This window comes from Frondihabitans sp. PAMC 28766 (assembly GCF_001577365.1).
Classification (GTDB): domain Bacteria; phylum Actinomycetota; class Actinomycetes; order Actinomycetales; family Microbacteriaceae; genus Frondihabitans.
Genome location: NZ_CP014513.1, coordinates 693,191 through 714,389, shown reverse-complemented (window position 1 = coordinate 714,389; position 21,199 = coordinate 693,191). Strand labels below are relative to the sequence as shown.

Genomic DNA, 21,199 nt, shown 5'->3' with positions numbered 1-21,199 from the left:
CCCGAGGTCGGAATCGACTTCGGGCGTTCGCATCCGGGCTAGAACGCTTCGATGCTCGGGTCGTCCTTGTAGACCGACATCAACATGGCGGCCGCGAGACGAGCGGATCGTGCAGGGCCCGCATTGTGATGGATGCCCGCCTCGGCCCGTGCGCCCTGAATCAGGATCGTGAGGGCGTCGGAGACGTACTGGGGCAACTCCGCGCGCACGCAGAGGGCCGACATGTGCCGTTCGACCTCGGTGAAATGCTCGAGGGCGAGCGTGGCGATACCCTCGTCTTCTCGGCCGATCTCGGCGTAGGCGTTGACGAAGCAGCAACCCCTCCAGGTGGTGTCGGCGAAGCACTCCTCCAAGTAGGAGAACACCTCGAGAATCTCATCGCGTGGGTCGTCAGTGCGGGCGCCGTTGTGTTGCAGGCGATGCACCCACCCCTCATGCTTGTAGGCAAGCACTGCGATCAGCAGGTCGCGCTTCGTCGCGTAGACCCCCGTCACATCCTCGATCTCCACCCCGGCGCGGCTCGCAACGCCCTCGAGGGTCATGAAGGCGATGCTGTGCTCGGTGAACAGAGTGTCGGCGGCGCGCAGGACGGCGCGCTGACCATCTGCTGAGACGACGGACATGAGGGAGATGGTGGCGGTCATGGCTCAATTCGCGGTCGGTGAATCCACTGTACGGTCAGGCCGAGAATTCGGCGCTCTAGGATGCGCGGACCATCGGGCTGTTCTGAAGCGCTGTGGCAGCGCCTGCAAAGAAGTCCGCATAGCGAACCTCGGGGTGGAATGCGGGGGAGTGCGCGACGCCCGGCGTCTTCCAGACGAGACGAGTGTCGCTCATGCTCCGGCGTTTGGGGTAGACCCCGATTCGAGCGCGAGGCACGTCGCGGTTCGACACGTACATGCTCACAGTGGTCATCGTCCGGTCCTTCTGAGGCGAGATCTTCTTCGTCCGAAATGTCGTCGTCGGTCAATGCGACAGTAGAAGCCGCCGATCCGCCGAAGACCGTTTTCTTCGACCCCGGCTCGATGCCGCGTTTAGCGGCTATCTCGACAGCGCAAGGCGTCCTTTCCCGCCCCTCGCGTTTTTCGGCTATCAGGGCGGATCGGCTGCACGCGACGTGTCACAATTCGTGCGTGACCGAAGCCGCCAACCCCCGCGTGCGGATCGAAGCGGAGGGGACCGACCTCGAGCAGGCGCTCGACCTCTTCCGTGTCGCGTACAACGGGGGCGGAGAGTGGTCGGGTCATGTCACCGACCGGGACTTCTCGTACCGCCACACCGCTGTCGGCGACGGGGACATGACGCTGCGCAACACTCGGTTCTTGGGCCGCATCTGTGGCGAGATGGCACCCGAGGACGACTACGTCGTGTCGTGGGTCACCGAGGGGTACGGCTTCTTCGACACGGCCGGGGAGAAAAAATCACTCACGCCGGGCCTGCCGTTCCTGTTTCCCACCGACCGGCCCGTGTCTTTCGACATGGCCGACGTCGAGCAGAAGCTCGTCCACTTCCATAAACCGCTGCTCGAGCGTGTTGCGGCCGAGCACTACGGCACCGCCCCAGGAACCCTTCACCTCGAGACGGCGGCGCCGACCGAGAGCTCGGTGCGAGCGTGGAGGAATGCGCTTTCGCTGGTGTCCCGCACGATCGTCGACGCTGACGCGAGCGCTATCCTCCGCGGGGAGATGGCGAGACTGGCCGCGGTCTCCCTGCTGGGCATGTTCCGTCCAGAGCTCACCTGCCTCCCGCCGGCGCTGCTCGTGCCCTCACACGCCCGGCTGCGGGTCGCCGTGGAATTCATTCACGCCAACGCGCACCTGCCGATCACCACCACCGCCATCGCCGCGACGGCGGACCTGAGCCTTCGAGCACTGCAGGAGGGGTTCCGGCGTCACCTGGATGTGACTCCGAACGCATATCTACGCCAGGTTCGCCTCGACCGTGTGCATGAGCAACTCGCCCAAGGAGCAGCCCTGACCGTGGCGCAGGTCGCCGGTTCCTGGGGCTTCACGCACCTGGGCCGCTTTGCCCGCGCGTACCAGGAGCGTTTCGGCGAGCAGCCGCATCAGACGAAGGCGCGTGTGCGCTAGCTGTCGAGGCCCAGCGTGAAGGTCGGCTGGTTGAAGGTCGCGGACGCGTGGCGGCCGCCGGCGAGTGGGCGCACGGCGGTGCCGAGGCTCAGGAACTCGGTGGCGTGCTCACCCCAGACGTGGTTCAGCACCTGCAGGCGCACGCCGAGCACACCCGAACCGCCGGCGCCGACGACCTCGGCCTGCATCCGATTGAGCGCCAGCTCGCGCGCCTCGTAGACGCCCTGGGTGAACTGCGGCATCTCTTGGTTGACGCCCATCTGGCGGAGCGACTGCAGGACGCCCTGGTGGGCGATGTGATAAACGCAGGTGCCCATGACGAAGGCCACGGGCACGTTGCCGGTCTGCAGCAGGCGGTAGAAATCCTGCACCGAGAGATCGGTCGAGAAGGCCTTCCCGTTCGGGGCCTTGTGTACGCCCTGGCCCTCGAGCGCACGGATGGCGGTGCCGGTCGCCACGAATTCGAGCACCTCCTGGCCCCACACGTAGCTCTGCATGCGAAGGGTCACTCCGACCACACCGTCGGCGCCCAAGCGATCCGCTTCGGCCTGCATGCGATCCATCGCGAGCTCGCGAGCGGAGTACATCGCCTGCGTCAGCACGGTGAGCTCTTGGTTCTGGCCCCACCGCGCCACCTGGATGCCGATGTGATAGATCGAGGATCCGAGGACGAAGCCGAGCGGCTCGAATCCTGCCTCTTGCAAGAGCGCGAACTCCGAGACGCTGAGGTCGGACGAGAAGGTGCCCTGCGCATTCGCACCCAGGGTGTTCGCGAGGCGGGGGCTCGACGCCTCGGGCAGCCACGAGGCGGCTGCGTTGCCGCCCGCGGGTGCGGCGTTCGGGCCCGAGTTCTGGCCTGCGTTCGGGTCTTGGTTCTGGCCCTGGTTTTGGCCCTGATTCTGGCCCTGGTTGCCGAAGAATGCCACGGTGCTCCCCTTCGAAGCGGCTCGGGAAGGGCCCGAACCGGTGCGGACGTCGCCAGCCTAGAGTTTGCATCCTGCGCTGCGATAGCGTTCGCGCAAGGATCGGATGACTGCGAAGGAGCCTCTCATGCCCGGACTCACCGCCCCCCGGGCGTGCCTGTGGTTCGACGACAACGCTCGTGAGGCCATGGAGTACTACGTCGACGTCTTCCCGAACTCGCGGATCACCTCCGTTCAGGAGTACCCCGACGAGTCGCTCGACGAGCACTTCACCGGCATGGCGGGCAAGGTGCTCAACGGCGAGTTCAGCCTCGACGGCGTCGACTTCGTCTGCCTCGACGGGGGCCCGCTCTTCCCCTTCACGAATGCCGTCTCGTTCGTGGTGACCTGCGCCGACCAGGCCGAGATCGATTCGTTCTGGGTGAGGCTCTCGCACGACCCCGAGGCCGAGCGGTGCGGCTGGTGCCGCGACCGCTTCGGGGTGAGCTGGCAGATCATCCCCGTGAACATGGGCGAGCTGCTCACGACGCCTGCGAAGATCCAGGCGATGATGGGTCAGAAGAAGATCGTGATCCAGGATCTCGTCGACGCGTAGTCGTCGCCGGCGTGACGTCGCGGCTGAGCATTCGCCGCTTGCGGGCGCAACCGTCCGACCCCCGGGCGAACCTCGAAAGCGCCGATACTCAGTGCGCTGTGGCGGCGGTTCGGCCTCTTGCGATGGCGGGCCCGAAGCAGTCGTCCACGATCGCCCGAATGCGCTCAGCGCTCGGCGGCACGAGGTTCATCAGGAGGTCGAGCCGCACGAGGTCGAAGGGCATCTCGAGCACGACCTCGGGCACCCGGTCGAGGTCGATCTCGCCTCGGGCGGCCGCACGCTGGTAGACGGGCCGGTCGTGCCCCGTCAGCTGGTTGCCCATGAGCCGATCGCGGACCTCCGTCGGGGTCGTCGCCCCGGCGATGGAGAGCCCCGCGTAGGCAGCGGCCATCGTGATCGCGTATAGGCCGGCGCGGGCGACGGCGGAGGCCGTGAGGTCGGCCATGAGGTCGCCTCGAAGCGACCCGGTGTCAGCGAACGTGATCGGATTGGCTGCGCGACGGTGTTCGATCGCGGCGATCACGAGGGCATCCTTATTCTCCCATCGCCTGTACAGCACCGGTTCGCTGGTCAGCGCGCGCCTGGCAATCGTGCCCATCGTGAGGCGCCCGTAGCCGACCTCGACGAGTTCGCCCCACGTCGCCTCGAGGATCGCGTCTTCGAGCTCTGCGCCACGTCGGCGTCGGTTCGGTGCGGCGTTCGTCATGAAGCGAGTTTAGAAAGTATTGCCTTTCTTGACAAGTCGTCGTATCTTCTTTGGAAAGCAATTACTTTCTTGAGGAGCGAGACGTGACCGAGACGACCACCACCACCGTGCTCATCGTCGGTGCCGGGCCCACAGGGTTGACGCTGGCCTGCCAGCTCGCCCGCCGGGGCGTGCCGTTCGAGATCATCGAGGCCTCGGAGGGCCCGCAGGCAGGATCACGAGGCAAGGGCCTGCAGCCCCGGTCGCTCGAGATCTTCGAGGATCTCGGGATCGTCAAGAAGGTGCTCGCCCATGCGCAGGTCATGCCGATGGACGCGATCGCGCCGGACGGGTCGTCGCGACGCGTCGGCGAGGTGCCGGACTCGCTTCTCAACAGGCCCGACGTCCCGTACCCGGCGAGTGTCATCACGCCGGAGTGGCGCGTCGAGGAGTCTCTGCGCACTCTGCTCGGGGAGCTCGGCGGCAGTGTCCGGTTCGGCTCTTGGCTCGACTCGTTCGTCGAATCGGGCCAGGAAGTCGTCGCCACGGTCACGAGAGGCGGCGCGCAAGAGAGCATCCGGGCGCGCTGGCTCGTCGGCAGTGACGGCGGGCACAGCGTCGTCCGCAAGCAGTCGGGCATCTCGTTCGTCGGCGAGACTCGCGACGACGTCCGGATGCTCGTTGCGGACGTCGCTGTCGAAGGCCTCGACCGTGACTCGTGGCACATGTGGAGATCTGACGACGACATGGCCTCGCTCTGTCCCCTCCCCTCCACCGACCTCTTCCAATTCCAGGCGGGCCTCGCCCCGGGCGTCGAGCCGGACCTCGGCCTCGCGAGCCTGCAGACCGTGCTCGAGCGGGTGTCGGGCCGCAGCGACGTCCATCTCGTGGACGCGCCGTGGGCCTCGGTCTGGCGCGCGAACATCCGGCTCGCCGACCGCTACCGGGTCGGCAGCGTCTTCCTTGCGGGCGACGCCGCGCACATTCACTCGCCGGCGGGCGGCCAGGGCATGAACACCGGCATTCAGGATGCGACGAACCTCGCGTGGAAGCTCGCGGCCGTCGTGGGCGGCGCCGACGAGTCGCTCCTCGAGACGTACGATGCGGAGCGTCGCCCGGTCGCAGAGCACGTGCTCGCGATGTCGAACGAACGGCTGGCGTCGATGATCCGCGACCGCGTCATGCCCACGAGGCGCGACATCAGCACGATCCAGCTCGACATCGGCTACCGCGACTCAGCGCTCGCCCGCGACGACCGCGACGGCCGCAACGACAGTTCGACTCTTCGGGCCGGCGACCGAGCACCCGACGCGACCGGGCTCACCACTCGGGACGGCCTCACGCACCGGCTGTTCGAACTCACCGCGGGCGGGTCGTGGTCGCTGCTGAACTTCGGCGCCGCTCCCCTTCCTGCCATCGAGGGCGTCCGCCTCATCGACGCCCAGGACTCGGACGGCTCGCTGGCCGCGGCCTACGCGCCGACGCAGACGACGCTCGTCCTCATCCGCCCCGACGGCTACATCGCCGTCATCTCCGACGCCGGTGACCTCGGCGCGGTCACGGCCTATTTGCGCGACTTCGATCTCACCCCGTCGAGCCCATCTCGCGGATAAATCGCGTCCACACCGACCGGCATCTCGGGCGGGGCCCACAGCCCGATGCCAGCGACGCAGTTCTCATTTATTGTTGTGAATTCGAAACTACAGATGTCAGAATTGATCCGTGCTCGTCCCAGAACAAGTAGCGGTAAGAACTGACGAAACAGTCGAGTGCCTCCGACAGGGTCGTTGGGTGACGTTCGGCGCCGGTTCGACAGCGCGCTGGCAGCCGCGCTGAACCGAGAACGTTCAGAGGCGGTATGGACAGAGATCGGGCTCACCATTCGACCAGCCGAAGTGAGCGACTAGCGCGTGCCGTCACCGCCGATGGCTCGCATCGATCTCGAGGCGGACTACCTCGTGATCACTCCGCGCGGGCGGTGGAAGGTGCTGGGGTTTCGCCGGCGGATGCGGATCCCGTTGTGGACGGTAGCGAAGGCGTTCCGCTCGACGCGGCCCGAGATGGGGCGGGCGGCGGGGCGGCGTTGGCCGGGGACGGCGGCGATGGGTGGGATTGCCGGGCTCATGAAGGGGCCGTCGGGGCGCTCGTGGTGGCTTTATCGCTATGGGGCGCCCGCACTGGTGGTCGAAATGAACGGCGGCGAATTGAGCTTCGTCGTGGTCGACGTCGATGATCCGGAAGCCGCTGCGGCAACCATCGAAGCGGCGGCGCACAGGCGCAACAGCGAGCCGGCCTAAGCCGAGAGCGGCCGCGACGACTGATCGAGCCTTCAACGACCGGAAGTCGACCCCTGAATTCGGGCGACGGCCTCCGGCGGGAAGATCGCAGCCGGCACGAACGTCCACACCGGCGCGATCCGGTTCAGGAGCATCACCCACCGGCCCTCGATACGAACCCGGCGAAAGGCCGAGTAGTCGTACCGCTGCTGCCCCTTCGGCGTTGTCAGAGTGAACCCGGCGTATCCGAACGCCGTCGAGAACATTCCGCCGGGGACGAAACCCTGCCGGAGGTTCGCGACCGAGCGTCGCACCCTCGACCACATCGTCAGCGGGAAGAGCACCAGGAACACGATGCCGCCGATGACAAACGACAACTCACTCGTCAGAAGCCCGTTGATGATGCCGAGAACACCGGCACCCATCCACACCCACACCACCCATTGCCGCAGCATCATGAACCGGACGTAGGTGCGAACCACGTCGTCCTGGTCGGCCTGGGTGACCTGAAAGGGCCGAACCGAATCATCCAAGCCAGAAGGCGCCCCCGTAGTCATGCCTCGATGCTATTCGACGCCCGCGGCGCCGGGATGCGTCAGCCCCACCGCTCCTGCAACCAGGCGGATCCGGCCAACGCCTCCGTGCGCTGGAAGTCTCGCAACGTCGGCATGTCGGGCGGAGCAGGGCGACCGGCCTTGGCGAAGAATCCGCCGGTGACAGCGGACAACACCGCGTCGATGCTCGAGTCGGCGACGCCGTCGAAGAGCGGGTGAGTGCCGAGGATCTCGTCGGCATCGACCGTCTCGCCTCGCACCCTGCAGTCGAACAGATACATCAGACCGTCGACCCACCTCGCTCCGACGCCGGCCCACGGCCAGTCGATGATCCAGGCTCGAGACCCCGCGTCGACGAGGACGTTGTCGGCGCGGGAGTCGAGGTGCTGGAGGTACTCGCCGTCGACCTCGGCCGGCGCCGAGTCGGCCGCGCGCTGCAGGGGCCCCAGGTGATCGCGGACCCACGCGGGCAAGGCCGACGCCGCGTCGCCCGCAGTCAGTTCACGCCACCCGTGCGCCTCGTCGGCGATCTCGTCAGAGACGCGGGGGAGTCTTGCTCGCTGCGTCGGCTCGAGGAGGGGGAAGGTCGCGAATGCGTCCAGGACGGCGTGTGCGTCGGAGCCATCACCGGCACGACCAGGATGGCGTCCTTCGATGTCTGAGAGAACGAGCGCCACCCACCCGTCTTCGTCGTACGACCCGAGCAGCGCGGGCGCGCTGACCGTCGGAGGCAACACCGACATGACGGCGATCTCCCGGCGGTGCAGGTCGAAGGCCCCTTGATTGAGGTCGCGGCGGACGAACGGCGGCGTCGGCGAGGTCAGTTCGCCTGTCGAGTGCGCCACTCTGCGCGGCCGTCGCCACCGAGTGCGGCGCGCAAGAACGGAGCCGTCACACTCGACTTATGCGCCGCGACCTCTTCGGGCGTCCCCTGCGCCAACACCCGCCCGCCGGCGGCACCGGCGCCGGGCCCGAGGTCGATCACCCAGTCGGCTTGGGCGACGACGCGCATGTCGTGCTCGACGATGATGACGGTGTTGCCGCTGTCGACGAGATCCTGCAGGTGGCCGATCAGGCGGTCGGAGTCGGCCGGGTGGAGGCCCGAGGTGGGCTCGTCGAGGAGGTAGAGGGTGTCGCCGCGCTGGCCGCGACGCAGCTCGGTGGCCAGCTTGACGCGCTGGGCCTCGCCGCCCGAGAGCTCGGTCGCCGACTGGCCGAGCGAGACGTAGCCGAGGCCGACGTCGAGCAGGGCGTCGAGGTGCCGGGCGACCTCCTCGTCGGAGGCGAAGAACTCCGCCGCGCGGTCGACGCTCAGGGCTAAGACGTCGGCGATGGTGCTGCCGTCGAGCAGGATCTCGAGGGTGTCGGGGTTGTAGCGCGAGCCGTGGCAGGCACTGCAGACCGCGTGCACGGTGGGGAGGAACAGCAGCTCGACCTCCATCGTGCCCTCGCCCTTGCAGACGGGGCAGCGCCCGGCCGGCAGATTGAACGAGAAGCGGCTGGCGCCGTAGTGACGTCGACGCGCCTCGGGGGTGGCGGCGAAGCGGGCCCGGATGCGATCGAAGAGGCCGGTGTAGGTCGCGACGTTCGACCGGGGCGTTCGGCCGATGGGCTTCTGGCTCACCTGCACGACGCGGCGGAGACGGCCCTCGGGGCCCGAAGCGCGGCCGACAGTGACGTCGGGTGCGGCCGACAAGAGCGGATCCTGCCCCGACGTCGTCGGCTCGTCGTCGTCGGAGGCGGCCTCGGGGTCGACCTCGCTGGCGAGGCTCGCCCGCAGCAGGTCGGGGATCGCGTGGGTGACGAGGGTCGACTTGCCCGACCCCGAGACGCCGGTCACGGCGGTGAACGCCCCCAGCGGGAAGGCGACCGACACGTCGTCGAGGTTGTTGCGGGTCACGCCGACGAGCTCGAGCTGCCCGTCGCCGGGTCTCCGAGCACGGGCAGTGCTGGCCCCCGCGAGGTCACCGAACAGATACCGCCGCGTGACCGACGCCTCCGCCTCGCGCAGCCCCTCGAGCGGGCCCGAGTAGACCACTGTGCCGCCGGTCGATCCGGCACCGGGCCCGATGTCGACGATCCAGTCGGCCTCTCTGATGACGTCGAGCGAGTGCTCGACGAAGAAGACCGTGTTGCCCGACTCCTTGAGGGTGCGCAGGATCCGGATCAGAGACTCCGTGTCGGCGGGGTGGAGCCCTGCCGAGGGCTCGTCGAGCACGAAGACGACGCCGAACAGTCGCGACAAGACCTGGGTCGCCAGGCGCATCCGCTGCAGCTCGCCCGACGAGAGGGTCGGCGTGGTGCGGTCGAGCGAGAGGTAACCGAGGCCGAGATCGACGATGGGTGCCAGCCGCGAGAGGAGGTCGGCCGCGAGCCGCTGAGCGGCGAGACGCGTCTCGGGGGCGATGACGGTTGCGCGGTCAGAGCCCCACCCCGGCAGTAGCACTTTCTCCATCAGCCCGGCGACGTCGTGCAGCGGCATCGCCGACACCTCGGTGATGTCGTGGCCCTCCACCGTGACGGCCAGGGCGTCGGGCTTCAACCGTCGGCCTGCACAGGTGGGGCACACGACGCTGACCATGAATTCGGCCGCGCGCTCTCGCATCCTGGCGCTTTTCGACCCGGCGAAGGTGTCGAGCACGTACCGCTTCACGCCGAGGAAGGTGCCCATGTAGGAGTGCGGGGCCTTGGCAGCGACGGCCTTCCGCACCTGTGCGGGCGAGAGGTCGCGATAGATCGGCACCTGGGGAGACTCGTCGGTGTAGAGCGCCCAGTCACGCTGATCGCGGGGCAGGTCTCGCCAGGGGATGTCGATGTCGTAGCCGAGCGAGACCAGGCTGTCGCGGAGCTGCTTGCCGTGCCAGGCGGTGGGCCACGCGACGATGGCCTTGTCGCGGATCGAGAGGGTGTCGTCAGGCACCATGAGCTCTTCGGGCACGTCGTAGACGCGGCCGAGCCCGTGGCAGGTCGGGCAGGCGCCCTGGACGGTGTTCGTCGAGAAGTCCTCGGCCAGCAGCATCGGGGCGCCGGGCGGGTATGTGCCGACGCGCGAGAAGAACATCCGCACGACGTTGGCCAAGGTGGTGGCGCTGCCGACAGTCGAGCGGGCCGTGCCGCCCGTGCGCTGCTGCGGCAGGGCGACGGCGGGTGGGAGCCCGTCGATCCTGTCGACGTCGGGCGCGCCGACCTGGTCGATGAGGCGTCGCGCGTAAGGCGCCACCGACTCGAAGAATCGGCGCTGCGCCTCGGCGTAGAGGGTACCGAAGGCGAGCGAGCTCTTGCCCGAGCCCGACACCCCTGTGAACGCCACGAGGGCGTCGCGCGGGATGTCGACGTCGACGCTCTGAAGGTTGTGCTCTCGCGCTCCGCGCACCTCGACGCGCCCGAGCCCGGGCCGGTGCGGCGAGTCGGAGACGGTCGGAGACGTGCGGGGCATGAACCCAGTCTGAGGTCTCGCCAGCCGGGATCCGGACGAAGTCGGTCCTCAACGATCGACGGTGGGCGAATTGCGGACGGCTAACGTCCGGATCTTCTCCTAGCCTTGCACCATGGATGGGATAGCAAGCCCGACTGCCCGAGCGATCAGGGCTCTCGACATCCTGAGGCTGCACCCGGGCATCTCGGCCGAGAATCTGGCGGAGCGGCTCGGTGTGACGGAGCGTGCAGCGCGACGGTACGTCGCGACGCTTCGCGAGGCGGGGATCACGATCGAGGGGGCCCGGGGGCCGTCCGGCGGGTATCGGCTGGGGCGCGGCACCACGCTGGCCCCGGTCGGGTTCACCGAGGAGGAGGCGCTCGGGCTCGTCTTGCAGGTGCTGCGGGGCAGGCCGGCGGCCGGGCGGGACGACGACCTCATCGGCGGGGCCCTGCACAAGGTCGTACGGGCACTGCCCGATGCCGTCGGCAGGCAGGCCGCTCTGCTGCGCGAGGTCGCGGCGGCGACTCCGGACGGCTATGCGGATCAGGAGCCGGACCCGATGGTGGCGAACGAGCTCATCGAGGCGATCGCGGCGAATCGAGGCGTGGTCCTCGACTATCGCAGCGAAGCGGGCCGAGAGATGACGGTGGATGTCGACCCGTGGAGCGTCGTCGCGCGCACCGGGCGCTGGTACCTGCTCTGCTACGCGCACCACGCCGCGGCGGTGCGCACGTACCGCGTCGACCGCATCCGGTCGGTGACGCGGACGACGCGCCGGTTCGACCTGCCGCGCGACCTCGATCCTGTCGCCGCGCTCGGCGAGCACCTCGGCGTCGGGTGGCGCTACGCGACCCGCGTCACGTTCGCGGCTCCGCTCGACGAGGTGCAGAAGTGGATCCGGCCGCCGATGGGGCGACTCGAACCGCACGAGGCAGGATGCGTGCTGGTCGGCACGACGGACGACCCCGTCGGGTACGCACGGGAGTGGCTGTCGGTGGTGCCCTTCCCGTTCCGCGTCGAGGGCGGCGACGAGCTTCGTGCGGCCGTTGCGGACGTCGGTCGACAGTTCACCGCCGCCGTCACCGACCAGGCTGCAGCCGTCATCGACCCGGAAGAGGACGCATGAGCGAGGGTCGCGCCGACTGGTCGGTGCAGGAGGTCGCCGCTGGTCGTCGGGCGTACCGGCTGGTGCTGCTCGGCACGCTCGTCTCGGCACTCGGCGAGGGCCTGACGCTGCCCTTCCTGTTCATCTACCTGCACGACGTGCTCGGGGCGAGCCTGCCGCTGGCCGGTGTCGTGGTGGCCCTGTCAGCCGCCGCTCAGATCGTGGCGACCGCAGTGGCCGGCCCGCTGGGCGACCGGTTCGGTCTCGGCCGCGTCGTATTCGTCGGGCTGGTCGTGCAGGCCGCGGGCACGGCGCTGCTCGCTTCGGGGGTCGGGCTCGGGGGCGCGGTCGCCGCCGTCGCGCTGATGGGGATCGGCGAGGGGTCGATCTGGCCGGGCTTGAACGGCCTGATCGCCTTTCAGGTCCCGCCCGCGGGTCGGTCGCGGGCGTACGCGCTGCGCTTCGGCCTGAACAACGGCAGCCTGGGCCTCGGCGCCCTGATCTCCGGCCTGATCGTGTCGGTTGCCGACCCGGGCAGCTTCCGGATGATCTACTCGATCGACGCGGGGTCGACCCTCGTCTTCGCGCTGGTGGTCGCCATCGGTCTGCGCCGCACGCCGGGGTTCCGCCCCGTGACGCATCGAAAGCCCGCGTCTCTTCCGCTGCCGAAGTCCGCGTCGCGAGCGGCGGACCGGCGCGGCTACTGGGCGGTGCTGACGGACCGGCCCTTCGCCGCGTATCTCGTGCTCGGGCTGGCGATGGGTGTCTTCGGCTACGCGCAGATGAACGGCCCGTGGGCGGCGTTCGTCACGGGTGCCGGCGGTGCGAGCACCCGCATCGTCGGGCTGGGCTTCGCGGCGAACACGGCCGTGATCGTCGCACTGCAGCTGCCGGTCGAACGCGTCACCCGGCGTCTTCGCCGCAGCCGACTGTTGATCCTGACCTGCCTGATCTGGGCGGCCGCCTGGATCATGAGCGGCCTGGCCGCACTGCCGGCCCTGCACGGGCCGGTCGGTGGCGTCGGCTTCGTCGTCTCGCTCGGAGTCTTCGGCCTCGGCGAGACCTTCCTCAGCCCGGTCGACGGCGTCATCCCGAACGACCTCGCACCCGACGCTCTCCGCGGGCGGTACAACGCGCTCGCGGGGTCGACCCTCCCCGTCGGTGGCCTGATCGGGCCGCCCCTCGCCGGGCTGATCCTCGCGGGCCCGATGCCTGGCGTGTGGATCGTGGCGATCGCGGGAGGAGCGGTCGCCTGTGCCGCGGGAGCCGTGGTGCTCGGGCGTCTGCTGCCCGCACGCGTGGAGCGGCCTGCGACGTGACGTCGCGAGCGGGCGCGCGGGCGACGACGACGCGTCAGTTGCGCGTGACCCGGTAGATGCCGTAGATGACGCCCGGAACGTGGCCGAGCAGCTGGAGCAGGAACGCCCAGAGCACCTTGAGGCTCGGGCCGTCGTGAATCAGCACGGCGACGAAGGGGAAGAAGAAGCACAGGATGATGAGGAGGATCTTGCCCATTGCGATGTCCTTTGTTTGGTGTTCAGTGAAGTTCAGGGGCTGGTGAAGTGTTCAGTGGCCGGTGACGCGACCGATGAGGTCCTGGATGAACGGGATGACGTCTTGGACCTGGGTCACGCTCGAGAACGCCGTGGCGAAGAGCGGCCACACCGAGCCGGCGAGGGTGGCGATGACCGCCGCGACGGCGGTCACCCAGGCGAGGGCCCCGAATCGGGCGAGGAAGGTCAGCACGAGGAAGCCCAGACCGACGAGATAGCTGATGACGAGAGCGACCGCGATCCCGCCCACGGGCACGTGCAGAGTGCCGAACGTCGTCGCGTGCGCTGCCCCGATCAGCCCGAGGACGGGCAGCAGGACGCCCACCACGATCAGTGCACAGAGCACGACGCCGGTGATCAGCGCGACCCACGCGGCCCGGGGCTTTCGGCGCTTGCCGTAACCGCGGGTGTGGGTCCTCATCGGGCCTTCTCGCCGGCCTGGTCGACGGCGTCCTGCACGGCCGGATCATGATCGAACGGGCCGTGGACGTCGGCGACCGTGATGTTCACCGTGATCGGCCCGTCGACGAGTTGACGCGCGGCGTGTGACACCTGCGTTCGGAGGTTCTCGACGACATTGCCGATCGGGCACGGGTACTCCGCGACGAGATCGAGGTCGATGACGGTCGCGCCGTCTTCGGTGGCGACGGTGACCCCGGGTGCACTGGACGTACCGAGAACCTGTCGGCGTGCTCGGTCGAGGGTGCGAGCGACAGTGCCGCCGAGGTGGTGCACGCCCGTGACGCCGAGCGCGGTTTCGGCGACGGTCGTGCTGATCAGGTGTTCCGGCGTCTCCTTCTCGGTGTGGTGCGGGTCGATGCCCGTGAGGTCGACGGGTGCGGGCTGGGGGCGCGTGGCGTCTCCGGTGACGGCGTCAGTCATGTGCTTCTCCTTCGTACGGCTCGATGGGGCTAGGGCTATTCACTCGAGGCGAGGGCTCGGGTGCGAGAGAACTGGCGGTGCAGCAGCCCGCCGACGGCAGCACCGACGAGCGGCGCGACGATGAACAGCCACAGCTGGGACAGCGAGGTCGGGCCGCCGTAGATGGCGGTCGCGATGGAGCGCGCCGGGTTCACGGACGTGTTGCTGATGGGGATGCTGATCAGGTGGATCAGGGTCAGCGTGAGACCGATCCCGATGGGCGCGACCGCCTTGTACTCGGGCTTGGCGGTGATCGACAGGATCACGGCGACGAAGACACCAGTGAGGATCAGCTCGGTGAGGGCGACGCCCACGAGCCCGAAGTGCCCGGGCGACGCGGCGCCGTAGCCGTTCGAGGCGAACCCGGTCTTCTCGGCGGAGGCGAGGTAATTGCCGGGCCCACTCCGGGCGATGGCTGCCAGAGCGCTGGAGGCGATGATTCCGCCCACGATCTGGGCGACGACGTAGCCGGGCACGTGGCGCCACTGGGTGCGGCCGGCGATGGCCAGGCCGACGGTGACGGCCGGGTTGAAGTGGCCGCCGGAGATGTGCCCGACGGCGTAGATGCCCGCCATCACGGTCAGCCCGAAAGCGAGGGCGACACCCAGGTGTCCCACACCGACGGCATTCTGCGCCGTGGGGAATGTCGACGCGAAGAGTGCTGTGCCGACGCCGCCGAAGACGAGGAGGAACGTGCCGAAGGCTTCGGCGAGGAGGCGCGACATCGCGGGGTAGGTCTGCGCTTGCTGACGGCGTTGCTCAGCGGTGGAACGGCTGACAGGGCGAGCGGAACTCATGGGGACGGCTTTCGTGTTGACCTGCGAGAACAAGACATGCTCGTGCGACGACAGGTGGGAGTGGGGGGCCGGCTCCCGCTCCGGGTTCGGGCGGGGCCGGACGGATCCGGTTCGGTGCTACTGGACGCGACTGGCGCCGCTCCGTTGGCTGCGGATGCCGCCGACGATCTGGATGACGACCGGCGTCTCCTGGCCGAGCAGCGCGTCCCAGTCGGCGACGGCGTGGTCGATGGATTTCCGCACGTCGACGGGCGACGAGCCGCGGAGGGTCTGCGCCGTGATGCGGAGCACGTTCTGCTTCTTCACCTCGAACGCGGCGACGTCGACCGACACGATGGACGGATCGCGCGCGAGCGACTCTTCGAGCACCTGCTCGGCGACCTTCGCGTCGATGGTCAGGGTGCCGCCGGTGGGCGAGCCCTTCCCGTCGCCGCTCGTGACCGTCAGCAGTGTGCTCGTGCGACCGTGACCCTGGCGGAAGACGAACCAGAGCAGCAGCAGGATCAGCACGAGGGCCGCCGCGGCGGTGACCCACAGGATCCAGGGCTGGCCACCTGAGAGGGCGTCGGCCGTCGGATTCGTCGCGTTCTCGGCATCCTGCGCCACGGGCTTCTGGACATCGGGCACGAGAGCGCCGGCAGCGACGACACCGCCGGCCACGACCAGCACGAGGCCGATCACGAAGACCAGGGCGCGATTGAGGAACCGATTCGTGTTGGTCATCAGGCGACCGTGCCTTTCTTCGACATGCGCACCGTGCCGCGAAGGCTCGGGCGGTAGTCGTACGACGACAGCTCGTCGTCGACGGCCTGCTGGATGCCTCGGACGTCGGCCGTGCGACCCGAGGTGCGGGTGACGTCGACATCGACGGAGCGTCTGCCGACCGAGACCTTGACCTGGCTCGGTTCGACGTCGCCGGCGTAGCTGGCGGTGCCGGCGATGCTCTGCGCGATCACGCGGTCGTCGACCAGGGCGGCCGTCCGATCGGACGTGGCGCCGCGGCGCCCGCGGCGACCCGGGGCGAGCGACACGACGATCAGGATGATCCCGATCACGGCGACGACGGCCCCGGCGGCAGTGAGGAGGCCCACGGGGGCGCTCGCCGCGGCGAGGACCGTGACCGCAGCGTCCTTGGGGGACGCGAGCAAGGCCGGCTGCTTGAGTGCGGATAGCACCGCCTCGACACCGATCCACGCGAACACCAGCATCAGGATCACCGCGATGACGATGGCGATGCCGGATCGGGACGAGTGGGTCTCGCGACGCACGACTCGGCGGTAGATGCCCGGGGTCGTCATGACACTCTCTTTCGTTCTGTCAGATCGACGCCCGTGATCCTGAGGTCGACCTGCCCGATGGTGGAACCGGTCAGCTGCAGGCAGCGTTCGCGGATGGTCGTCTGGGCTGCTGTCAGGCGCTCGAGCAGGGTTCCGCGCGAACGTCGCGCGACCTCACCCAGAGGGGTGACGTGGATGGGCGTCTTGGCGATCACCGTCAGCGAGCCGTCGACGTCGGCGAGCTCCACCGAGACGTCGGAGGCGCTGACGCTGAGAGCGTCCGCGGTGACGGCCGACACGACGCGGCGCACCGCGCGCGGCGCGATCTTCGTGCGGCCGTGGAGGCCCTGGATCGCCGGTACAGGCGCGGCCAGCACGGTCGCTGCCGGCCGAGCGTCGCCCGTCACCGCCGCGGTCACGAGGACCGCCGCCCGCGGAGGGTGTCGGTCAGGCCCTTGAGGTCGAGCTTGCCCTCGACGACGCGGCCGACGCCCCAGCCGATCACGATCGCGACGGCGACCAGGATCATGGCCCAGAACCCGAAGGTCACGGCGGAGATCGCGAGGACCGCGCCGATGATCATGCCCTTGCTCGACGTGGTCACTGGACGCGGCTCTCGGTGCTGTTGTCGTCGTTGTCGTCGTCCGAGGGGATGTAGACGTCGGAGACGGTGACGTTGACCTCGGTGACCTCCATGCCGACGACGGTCGAGATCGCATCGGTGACGGCGGAGCGCACGCTGTCCGCGAGCTGCTGGAGGGCGACGGGGTATTCGGCGACGACGATGATGTCGGCGGCGACCTGCTTCTCGCCGACCTCGACCTTGATGCCCTGGCCGCGGTCCTGCTGGTTGATCGCCGAACGGATCGCACCGATCGCGCGGGCTGCACCGTTGCCGAGGTCGTGGACGCCGGGGACCTCGCGGGCGGCGATCCCGGCGACCTTCTCGACGACGCCGTCGGCGATCGTGTTCTTGCCGGCGGCGGTACCGGAGGCCGGGCTCTTCGTGGCGACCGAGCTGCTGGTGGTGGGGGCGACGTTCGTCATTGCGTTTCTCCTTGACATGGTTCGCGCTCCCCGAGGGCCGGGGAGCTGCACCCGATCTCGTCGGGCTTCATCATTCAGACGCATCGACTGCTTCGGGCGTCACGCCCGTCTCGAAATCTGTTCGAAACATCCTTCCTCGGTTCGGTTTGCGGCCAGCCGAAGGCGCGTTCCGGGCTAGCGGCACCGAAGGGTCTCGTTCGGTTTCTCGCCGAATCGGGCCTGGTACGCGGCCGCGAAACGGCCCAGGTTTCCGAAGCCCCAGGCCCGGGCGAGGTCGCTGACGGTCGCGGTCTCGGGATCGTGTTCGACGAGGTCGCGGCGTACTCGATCGAGTCGGACGCAGCGGAGGTATTCGGTCGGAGACATGCCGAGGTGGCGCTGGAAGGCCGTCTGCATCGACCGGGTGTGAAGACCTGCGGCCGCTGCGGCGTCGGCCGGGGTGATGGGGAGGTGCGCGTTGTCGTGAAGGAACTCGACGGCTTCTCGCACTCGTCTCAGCCGCGGCATCAGGAGGACGGGCGCGAGATGGTCGGTATGCCAGGCGAAGACGGCGAGCATCGACCTGGCCACCGCCATGTTCGCTTCCATCCGGATCAGCGGCGAGGCCTCCGGGTCGGTGATCACCGGGGTGGCGGATGCGATCGTCTGCCGCCAGGAGGCGCTCCCTTCGTCGGTCGGAGAGACGCGATGCTGGAAGGCGATCGGTTGGGCCGGGCCGCCGTGGAACTCGGTGGCGATGTCGTCGAGGAAGGGCCGAGCCACGTGGACGAGGTTCTGTCGCCCTGGAAAGACCTCGAAGGTGAACGACGATGCCGACGGCAGGACGAAGGGTCGGCCGACCGGCAGATCGATCGAAGCCCCTCGGGTGGTGACCGTGCCGCCCCCGGTGCGGAACCAGGTGACCACGTAGTCGTCCAGTCGCTCCACTTCGCCGACGATGCCCGCTGTGAGCGTGGAGAGACGAAGGGCCACCTGCTCGTCGCCCAGGGACGCGAACCGGAACGGGAACGGCCGACCCACGTCGGAGTCGACGGCACGGATCCGTGCCCCACCGTAGAAGCGGCCCGCCAGGCGGTTCAACTCCTCGAACTCCGTCCCGGACACCTCGATCCGGTCGAGGCACGTGTCGCCGAGGGGGCCGACCTTCGGGGGCAGGGTGGTGCTCACGTCTCTCCTCCTTGCGATCGACCAGCGATCGGCGTTTCGGGGCGACAGATTCATCGCCGCTATGAGGACGAGTCGTCGGGCACGAATGTCACGAATTGGTGCCTGAATTTGTTCGTCGACCAGCCACCAGGCGGATGGCCGCGGCAGTCCCCCAAAAGGCGGGCAGAACGAACAGTCTCCAGGCCGGGCTGCCCGGATGCGCTCGGTGCCCGGCCATCGGGATCGGCTCTCGCATTCGGAGGTGGTATCCATGACCAAGCCACTCGTCCACGCCGCAACGACCCCGGGAGACCGTCATCGTCGACCACGACCCGCTCCTCGAGGCGGCCGATGCCACTCTCGCCGCCCGTGCGGCGGACGGCGACGTACAGGCGTTCGAGATCCTCGCTCGTCGACACGGGCCGCTGATGCGCGTCTACTCGGCGAAGCTGCTCGGCTCGGACATCGAATCGGACGACGTGGTGCAGGAGGCCTTCCTCACCGGGTGGCGGCAGATCGGCGACCTCGACAGCCCGAACCACATCCGCAACTGGCTCATGCGGATCGTGACCCGCAAGGCGATCGACCGGATCCGGGTTCGGCGCGACCACGACGACATCGCCGAGTGGGACCCGCCGGCGCCGAGCGTCGACTCGCCCGAGCGCATCGTCGAGGCTCGGATGCAGCTCGACGCCGTCTGGGAAGCGCTCGACAAACTCCCGACCGACCAGCGACGGTGTTGGCTACTACGAGAAACGGCCGGCTACTCGTACCAGGAGATCGCCGACGCCCTGCAACTCCCCCTTCCCACCGTGCGAGGCCTCCTCGCGCGGGCCCGCAGATTCGTACTCCATGAAATGGAGGCATGGCGATGACACCCGACGTGAACGCTGTGCCGGCCGAAGACGACCTCGACGGCCACACCATGGAGGAGCTCGGCGACTACCTGGATCGAGACCGGACACCCGTCGATCCGTCGATCGAGAACTCGGCAGCGTGCCGACTCGCTCTGACGAACATGACGCGTCTTCGAGAGCTGTCGTGGAGTGCGCTCGTGCGCGATGCGCAGCGTGACCCAGAAAGGGACGACGCCTGGATCACTGGGCTGCTCGACACGATCAAGGCCGAGGTCAGATCTGGCCGGGACATTCCCATCAGCCACCCGGATGCGACGTTGCGGCTCGCGCTCACCGAAGCCGCCGTCCGAGGCATGATCCGGCGTGCCGGCGACACGTTGGGCGGCATCATCATGCGCCGCTGCGCTCTCGACGGTGACGTCACCACCCCCGGCGAGCCCATCCGGGTCGACGTCTCAGCGAGCATCGAATACGGGCTGTCGGTCGAGGCGGTGGCCGAGCAGCTCCGTGAACGGATCCGCGCTGCGCTCGCCGAGCACACCGAACTCGCGGTCGTCGGGATCGACGTGACCATCGACGACGTCTACCCGCGAGAGAGGGGGCGCTCATGATCGACGACGCCGCTCTGTCGCGCCGACTGACCGCCGCCATCCGGGACACCGAGGGCGTGGCCGGCGTCTACCCAGCTCAACCGATCGTCGAGGCGGCCGCCGGGGCGATCGCCGTGAAACTGGCCCTGCGGATGCCGGACATCCTCGTCGACATCGAGCGTGCCGACGGCTTCACGACGATCAGCGCTCACATCGCGACCTTCGCGGCCGTCCCCGCGCCGAGCACGGTGCGCCGGGTCGGCGAACTCATCCGCACCGTCGTGACGGCCGAAGGTGAATCGATCGGCGACCTGGCCGTCACCGTGAAGGTCCGGCTCATCGAGGACGGCGTGCTGCCCGTCGCGTAACCGATCGATCGGGCCCACGAGACGACGTCGCTCGTCACCGCTTCGCCGAAACCGCGACCGCGAAAGCGCGGCAGCGTGACGACTTTCGCGAGACGCACGGCCCGGCCGAAACCGGCTGCGCGGCGGAAGGTAGGTCAGATTCACGAAAAGAGCCCGTCTACACACGGGCTTTTTACATGTTTCCAGCCGGGCGGGCCGCGCAGTCACCCGCCTGCGTCAATTCTGTGAGGACGCCCTGACACACGAGCGCGGCTGATCCTGACCTGTGGGTAACTTTTCGCTCACTCCTCGCGCAGGCCTTCCCAGTCGCCGGGCGTGAGGATGAGCGTGCTGCCGCCGATCCCGTATCGGCCGGGGCGACCGCCCACGGCGTGGACGGCGATCGCCGAGGCGGCGGCGGTCCGGTCGTCGGTCGGGAACCACGTCCTTCCCTCAGCGACCAGGATCAAGAGACCCTCGACCGTCCCGACCGGGGCGAACGTGGGGCCCGGCTCGCCTCCGTACGGGCCGACCCCGGCTGACGTCGAGAGGTCGCGCGCGGTGGCCGGCACGGACGGCGCCGTCATCCCGACCTCGCTCACGTCGACGATGTCCGATGCCGTGAACGGGCCCGGCACCCCGTGCGGCAGGGCGCGACGGGCGATGAATTCGAGCACGGAGCCGTCGGGGCCGTCGAAGTAGACCGAGTGGGCGTCCCAGGCCGGCGAGCACTCGACCTCGTCGGCTCCGTCGACGAGCAGGAGCGCTGCCCGGCGGTCGAGCCACTCCTTGGCCTCGTCCAACTGCGCCTCGGGGATGGCGAACGCGAGGTGGTGATCACCCTGCTGCCCGGCATCCTGCCGGAAGTCGACGGTGCTGGTGCCGACATGGACGGTCGGGGATGCGTCGGGGCGGGCACGAGGCGCGCCGAGGACGTCGCTGAAGAAGGCCAGCCACTCATCGGCAGCTCGGACAGGAAGGGAGACGTGGGTGATTCGCATACTGCAACCATGCGATC

Annotated in this window: 27 protein-coding genes; 9 read left to right on the top strand and 18 right to left on the bottom strand. The window is 68.7% G+C overall.

The window, feature by feature from the left end; translation table 11 throughout:
• Positions 1-38: 38 nt before the first annotated feature.
• Together AX769_RS03500 and AX769_RS24495 are read right to left on the bottom strand one after the other, a co-directional pair.
• Positions 39-644: a TetR/AcrR family transcriptional regulator gene (locus AX769_RS03500; protein ID WP_066276009.1), complete on the bottom strand. Its 606-nt coding sequence runs from the start codon at positions 642-644 to the stop codon at positions 39-41.
• A 55-nt stretch (positions 645-699) separates the two neighbouring features.
• A complete protein-coding gene (locus AX769_RS24495; protein WP_066276006.1) occupies positions 700-915 on the bottom strand; it encodes a hypothetical protein in 216 nt (71 codons plus the stop codon).
• Between the two features lie 218 nt (positions 916-1,133).
• On the opposite strand from AX769_RS24495, the gene AX769_RS03490 reads away from it, so the two are divergent.
• Positions 1,134-2,090 carry a helix-turn-helix domain-containing protein gene (locus tag AX769_RS03490; RefSeq protein ID WP_162269004.1) on the top strand — a complete coding sequence of 319 codons (957 nt, stop codon included), beginning with the start codon at positions 1,134-1,136 and terminating at the stop codon, positions 2,088-2,090.
• On the opposite strand, the gene AX769_RS03485 is transcribed toward AX769_RS03490, so the two are convergent.
• A complete protein-coding gene (locus tag AX769_RS03485) occupies positions 2,087-3,016 on the bottom strand; it encodes a heavy metal-binding domain-containing protein (RefSeq protein ID WP_204249310.1) in 930 nt (309 codons plus the stop codon). The two genes, AX769_RS03490 and AX769_RS03485, sit on opposite strands and share 4 nt — an antisense overlap.
• A gap of 124 nt (positions 3,017-3,140) precedes the next feature.
• On the opposite strand from AX769_RS03485, the gene AX769_RS03480 reads away from it, so the two are divergent.
• Positions 3,141-3,608 (top strand): VOC family protein, encoded by a 468-nt coding sequence (locus AX769_RS03480; protein WP_066283141.1) that lies wholly within the window; start codon positions 3,141-3,143, stop codon positions 3,606-3,608.
• A gap of 88 nt (positions 3,609-3,696) precedes the next feature.
• Here the strand turns inward: AX769_RS03480 and AX769_RS03475 are convergent, their stop codons facing one another.
• Positions 3,697-4,314: a TetR/AcrR family transcriptional regulator gene (locus AX769_RS03475; RefSeq protein WP_066276001.1), complete on the bottom strand. Its 618-nt coding sequence runs from the start codon at positions 4,312-4,314 to the stop codon at positions 3,697-3,699.
• Positions 4,315-4,397: 83 nt separating this feature from the next.
• Between AX769_RS03475 and AX769_RS03470 the strand changes: the two genes are divergently transcribed.
• Positions 4,398-5,906 carry an FAD-dependent monooxygenase gene (locus tag AX769_RS03470; RefSeq protein ID WP_066275998.1) on the top strand — a complete coding sequence of 503 codons (1,509 nt, stop codon included), beginning with the start codon at positions 4,398-4,400 and terminating at the stop codon, positions 5,904-5,906.
• Between the two features lie 312 nt (positions 5,907-6,218).
• Positions 6,219-6,590 (top strand): hypothetical protein, encoded by a 372-nt coding sequence (locus tag AX769_RS03465; protein ID WP_066275995.1) that lies wholly within the window; start codon positions 6,219-6,221, stop codon positions 6,588-6,590.
• A 32-nt stretch (positions 6,591-6,622) separates the two neighbouring features.
• On the opposite strand, the gene AX769_RS03460 is transcribed toward AX769_RS03465, so the two are convergent.
• The 3 genes from AX769_RS03460 to AX769_RS03450 form a co-directional block, all read right to left on the bottom strand.
• On the bottom strand, positions 6,623-7,102 hold the full coding sequence (locus AX769_RS03460) for a hypothetical protein (RefSeq protein WP_157887421.1): 480 nt from the start codon (positions 7,100-7,102) through the stop codon (positions 6,623-6,625).
• A 62-nt stretch (positions 7,103-7,164) separates the two neighbouring features.
• Complete coding sequence (locus tag AX769_RS03455) at positions 7,165-7,968, bottom strand: phosphotransferase (RefSeq protein ID WP_066275991.1); 804 nt, start codon at positions 7,966-7,968, stop codon at positions 7,165-7,167.
• The gene (locus tag AX769_RS03450; RefSeq protein ID WP_066275988.1) at positions 7,944-10,559 is read right to left on the bottom strand and encodes an excinuclease ABC subunit UvrA; all 2,616 of its coding nucleotides are present in this window, start codon (positions 10,557-10,559) and stop codon (positions 7,944-7,946) included. Before AX769_RS03450 ends, AX769_RS03455 begins: the two co-directional genes overlap by 25 nt.
• Positions 10,560-10,671: 112 nt before the next feature.
• On the opposite strand from AX769_RS03450, the gene AX769_RS03445 reads away from it, so the two are divergent.
• Together AX769_RS03445 and AX769_RS03440 are read left to right on the top strand one after the other, a co-directional pair.
• Positions 10,672-11,667: a YafY family protein gene (locus tag AX769_RS03445; RefSeq protein ID WP_066275986.1), complete on the top strand. Its 996-nt coding sequence runs from the start codon at positions 10,672-10,674 to the stop codon at positions 11,665-11,667.
• Positions 11,664-12,965 (top strand): MFS transporter, encoded by a 1,302-nt coding sequence (locus AX769_RS03440; RefSeq protein WP_066275984.1) that lies wholly within the window; start codon positions 11,664-11,666, stop codon positions 12,963-12,965. Before AX769_RS03445 ends, AX769_RS03440 begins: the two co-directional genes overlap by 4 nt.
• Before the next feature lie 34 nt (positions 12,966-12,999).
• On the opposite strand, the gene AX769_RS22840 is transcribed toward AX769_RS03440, so the two are convergent.
• The 10 genes from AX769_RS22840 to AX769_RS03395 form a co-directional block, all read right to left on the bottom strand.
• Positions 13,000-13,161, bottom strand: a complete 162-nt coding sequence (locus tag AX769_RS22840) for a YqaE/Pmp3 family membrane protein (protein ID WP_082763456.1) — start codon at positions 13,159-13,161, stop codon at positions 13,000-13,002.
• A gap of 51 nt (positions 13,162-13,212) precedes the next feature.
• Positions 13,213-13,620 carry a hypothetical protein gene (locus tag AX769_RS03435; protein WP_066275978.1) on the bottom strand — a complete coding sequence of 136 codons (408 nt, stop codon included), beginning with the start codon at positions 13,618-13,620 and terminating at the stop codon, positions 13,213-13,215.
• Positions 13,617-14,081 (bottom strand): Asp23/Gls24 family envelope stress response protein, encoded by a 465-nt coding sequence (locus tag AX769_RS03430; protein ID WP_066275975.1) that lies wholly within the window; start codon positions 14,079-14,081, stop codon positions 13,617-13,619. The genes AX769_RS03435 and AX769_RS03430 overlap by 4 nt, the downstream gene beginning before the upstream one ends.
• A gap of 35 nt (positions 14,082-14,116) precedes the next feature.
• Positions 14,117-14,917, bottom strand: a complete 801-nt coding sequence (aqpZ, locus tag AX769_RS03425; protein WP_082764003.1) for an aquaporin Z — start codon at positions 14,915-14,917, stop codon at positions 14,117-14,119.
• Between the two features lie 117 nt (positions 14,918-15,034).
• Positions 15,035-15,640, bottom strand: coding sequence for a hypothetical protein (locus tag AX769_RS03420; RefSeq protein WP_066275972.1), 606 nt, complete (start codon positions 15,638-15,640; stop codon positions 15,035-15,037).
• Positions 15,640-16,215 carry a DUF6286 domain-containing protein gene (locus tag AX769_RS03415; protein WP_066275969.1) on the bottom strand — a complete coding sequence of 192 codons (576 nt, stop codon included), beginning with the start codon at positions 16,213-16,215 and terminating at the stop codon, positions 15,640-15,642. The genes AX769_RS03420 and AX769_RS03415 overlap by 1 nt, the downstream gene beginning before the upstream one ends.
• Positions 16,212-16,613, bottom strand: coding sequence for a hypothetical protein (locus tag AX769_RS03410; protein WP_239451928.1), 402 nt, complete (start codon positions 16,611-16,613; stop codon positions 16,212-16,214). The genes AX769_RS03415 and AX769_RS03410 overlap by 4 nt, the downstream gene beginning before the upstream one ends.
• Positions 16,610-16,798 carry a DUF2273 domain-containing protein gene (locus AX769_RS03405; RefSeq protein ID WP_066275966.1) on the bottom strand — a complete coding sequence of 63 codons (189 nt, stop codon included), beginning with the start codon at positions 16,796-16,798 and terminating at the stop codon, positions 16,610-16,612. The genes AX769_RS03410 and AX769_RS03405 overlap by 4 nt, the downstream gene beginning before the upstream one ends.
• Positions 16,795-17,241 (bottom strand): Asp23/Gls24 family envelope stress response protein, encoded by a 447-nt coding sequence (locus AX769_RS03400; protein WP_066275963.1) that lies wholly within the window; start codon positions 17,239-17,241, stop codon positions 16,795-16,797. Before AX769_RS03400 ends, AX769_RS03405 begins: the two co-directional genes overlap by 4 nt.
• Positions 17,242-17,415: 174 nt before the next feature.
• Positions 17,416-18,408: a helix-turn-helix domain-containing protein gene (locus AX769_RS03395; RefSeq protein WP_066275961.1), complete on the bottom strand. Its 993-nt coding sequence runs from the start codon at positions 18,406-18,408 to the stop codon at positions 17,416-17,418.
• A 407-nt stretch (positions 18,409-18,815) separates the two neighbouring features.
• Here AX769_RS03395 and AX769_RS03390 point away from each other — a divergent pair, with 407 nt between their 5' ends.
• From AX769_RS03390 to AX769_RS03380, 3 genes are read left to right on the top strand one after another with little or no spacing between them, the layout of a single operon-like run.
• Positions 18,816-19,262: an RNA polymerase sigma factor gene (locus AX769_RS03390; protein WP_239451927.1), complete on the top strand. Its 447-nt coding sequence runs from the start codon at positions 18,816-18,818 to the stop codon at positions 19,260-19,262.
• Positions 19,253-19,855 (top strand): Asp23/Gls24 family envelope stress response protein, encoded by a 603-nt coding sequence (locus tag AX769_RS03385; RefSeq protein ID WP_066275954.1) that lies wholly within the window; start codon positions 19,253-19,255, stop codon positions 19,853-19,855. The genes AX769_RS03390 and AX769_RS03385 overlap by 10 nt, the downstream gene beginning before the upstream one ends.
• Positions 19,852-20,202, top strand: coding sequence for a hypothetical protein (locus AX769_RS03380; protein WP_066275951.1), 351 nt, complete (start codon positions 19,852-19,854; stop codon positions 20,200-20,202). Before AX769_RS03385 ends, AX769_RS03380 begins: the two co-directional genes overlap by 4 nt.
• Before the next feature lie 281 nt (positions 20,203-20,483).
• Here AX769_RS03380 and AX769_RS03375 read toward each other — a convergent pair whose 3' ends face one another.
• Positions 20,484-21,182, bottom strand: coding sequence for a VOC family protein (locus AX769_RS03375; protein WP_066275949.1), 699 nt, complete (start codon positions 21,180-21,182; stop codon positions 20,484-20,486).
• Between the last annotated feature and the right edge of the window lie 17 nt (positions 21,183-21,199).

Excerpts from the sequence above, each read along its gene's own strand:
- AX769_RS03500 (WP_066276009.1), bottom strand. The coding sequence starts at position 644 with ATGACCGCCACCATCTCCCTCATGTCCGTCGTCTCAGCAGATGGTCAG.
- AX769_RS24495 (WP_066276006.1), bottom strand. The coding sequence starts at position 915 with ATGACCACTGTGAGCATGTACGTGTCGAACCGCGACGTGCCTCGCGCT.
- AX769_RS03480 (WP_066283141.1), top strand. The coding sequence starts at position 3,141 with ATGCCCGGACTCACCGCCCCCCGGGCGTGCCTGTGGTTCGACGACAAC.
- AX769_RS03475 (WP_066276001.1), bottom strand. The coding sequence starts at position 4,314 with ATGACGAACGCCGCACCGAACCGACGCCGACGTGGCGCAGAGCTCGAA.
- AX769_RS03465 (WP_066275995.1), top strand. The coding sequence starts at position 6,219 with ATGGCTCGCATCGATCTCGAGGCGGACTACCTCGTGATCACTCCGCGC.
- AX769_RS03450 (WP_066275988.1), bottom strand. The coding sequence starts at position 10,559 with ATGCCCCGCACGTCTCCGACCGTCTCCGACTCGCCGCACCGGCCCGGG.
- AX769_RS03445 (WP_066275986.1), top strand. The coding sequence starts at position 10,672 with ATGGATGGGATAGCAAGCCCGACTGCCCGAGCGATCAGGGCTCTCGAC.
- AX769_RS03440 (WP_066275984.1), top strand. The coding sequence starts at position 11,664 with ATGAGCGAGGGTCGCGCCGACTGGTCGGTGCAGGAGGTCGCCGCTGGT.
- AX769_RS22840 (WP_082763456.1), bottom strand. The coding sequence starts at position 13,161 with ATGGGCAAGATCCTCCTCATCATCCTGTGCTTCTTCTTCCCCTTCGTC.
- AX769_RS03435 (WP_066275978.1), bottom strand. The coding sequence starts at position 13,620 with ATGAGGACCCACACCCGCGGTTACGGCAAGCGCCGAAAGCCCCGGGCC.
- AX769_RS03430 (WP_066275975.1), bottom strand. The coding sequence starts at position 14,081 with ATGACTGACGCCGTCACCGGAGACGCCACGCGCCCCCAGCCCGCACCC.
- aqpZ (WP_082764003.1), bottom strand. The coding sequence starts at position 14,917 with ATGAGTTCCGCTCGCCCTGTCAGCCGTTCCACCGCTGAGCAACGCCGT.
- AX769_RS03420 (WP_066275972.1), bottom strand. The coding sequence starts at position 15,640 with ATGACCAACACGAATCGGTTCCTCAATCGCGCCCTGGTCTTCGTGATC.
- AX769_RS03415 (WP_066275969.1), bottom strand. The coding sequence starts at position 16,215 with ATGACGACCCCGGGCATCTACCGCCGAGTCGTGCGTCGCGAGACCCAC.
- AX769_RS03400 (WP_066275963.1), bottom strand. The coding sequence starts at position 17,241 with ATGACGAACGTCGCCCCCACCACCAGCAGCTCGGTCGCCACGAAGAGC.
- AX769_RS03390 (WP_239451927.1), top strand. The coding sequence starts at position 18,816 with ATGCGCGTCTACTCGGCGAAGCTGCTCGGCTCGGACATCGAATCGGAC.
- AX769_RS03385 (WP_066275954.1), top strand. The coding sequence starts at position 19,253 with ATGGCGATGACACCCGACGTGAACGCTGTGCCGGCCGAAGACGACCTC.
- AX769_RS03380 (WP_066275951.1), top strand. The coding sequence starts at position 19,852 with ATGATCGACGACGCCGCTCTGTCGCGCCGACTGACCGCCGCCATCCGG.
- AX769_RS03375 (WP_066275949.1), bottom strand. The coding sequence starts at position 21,182 with ATGCGAATCACCCACGTCTCCCTTCCTGTCCGAGCTGCCGATGAGTGG.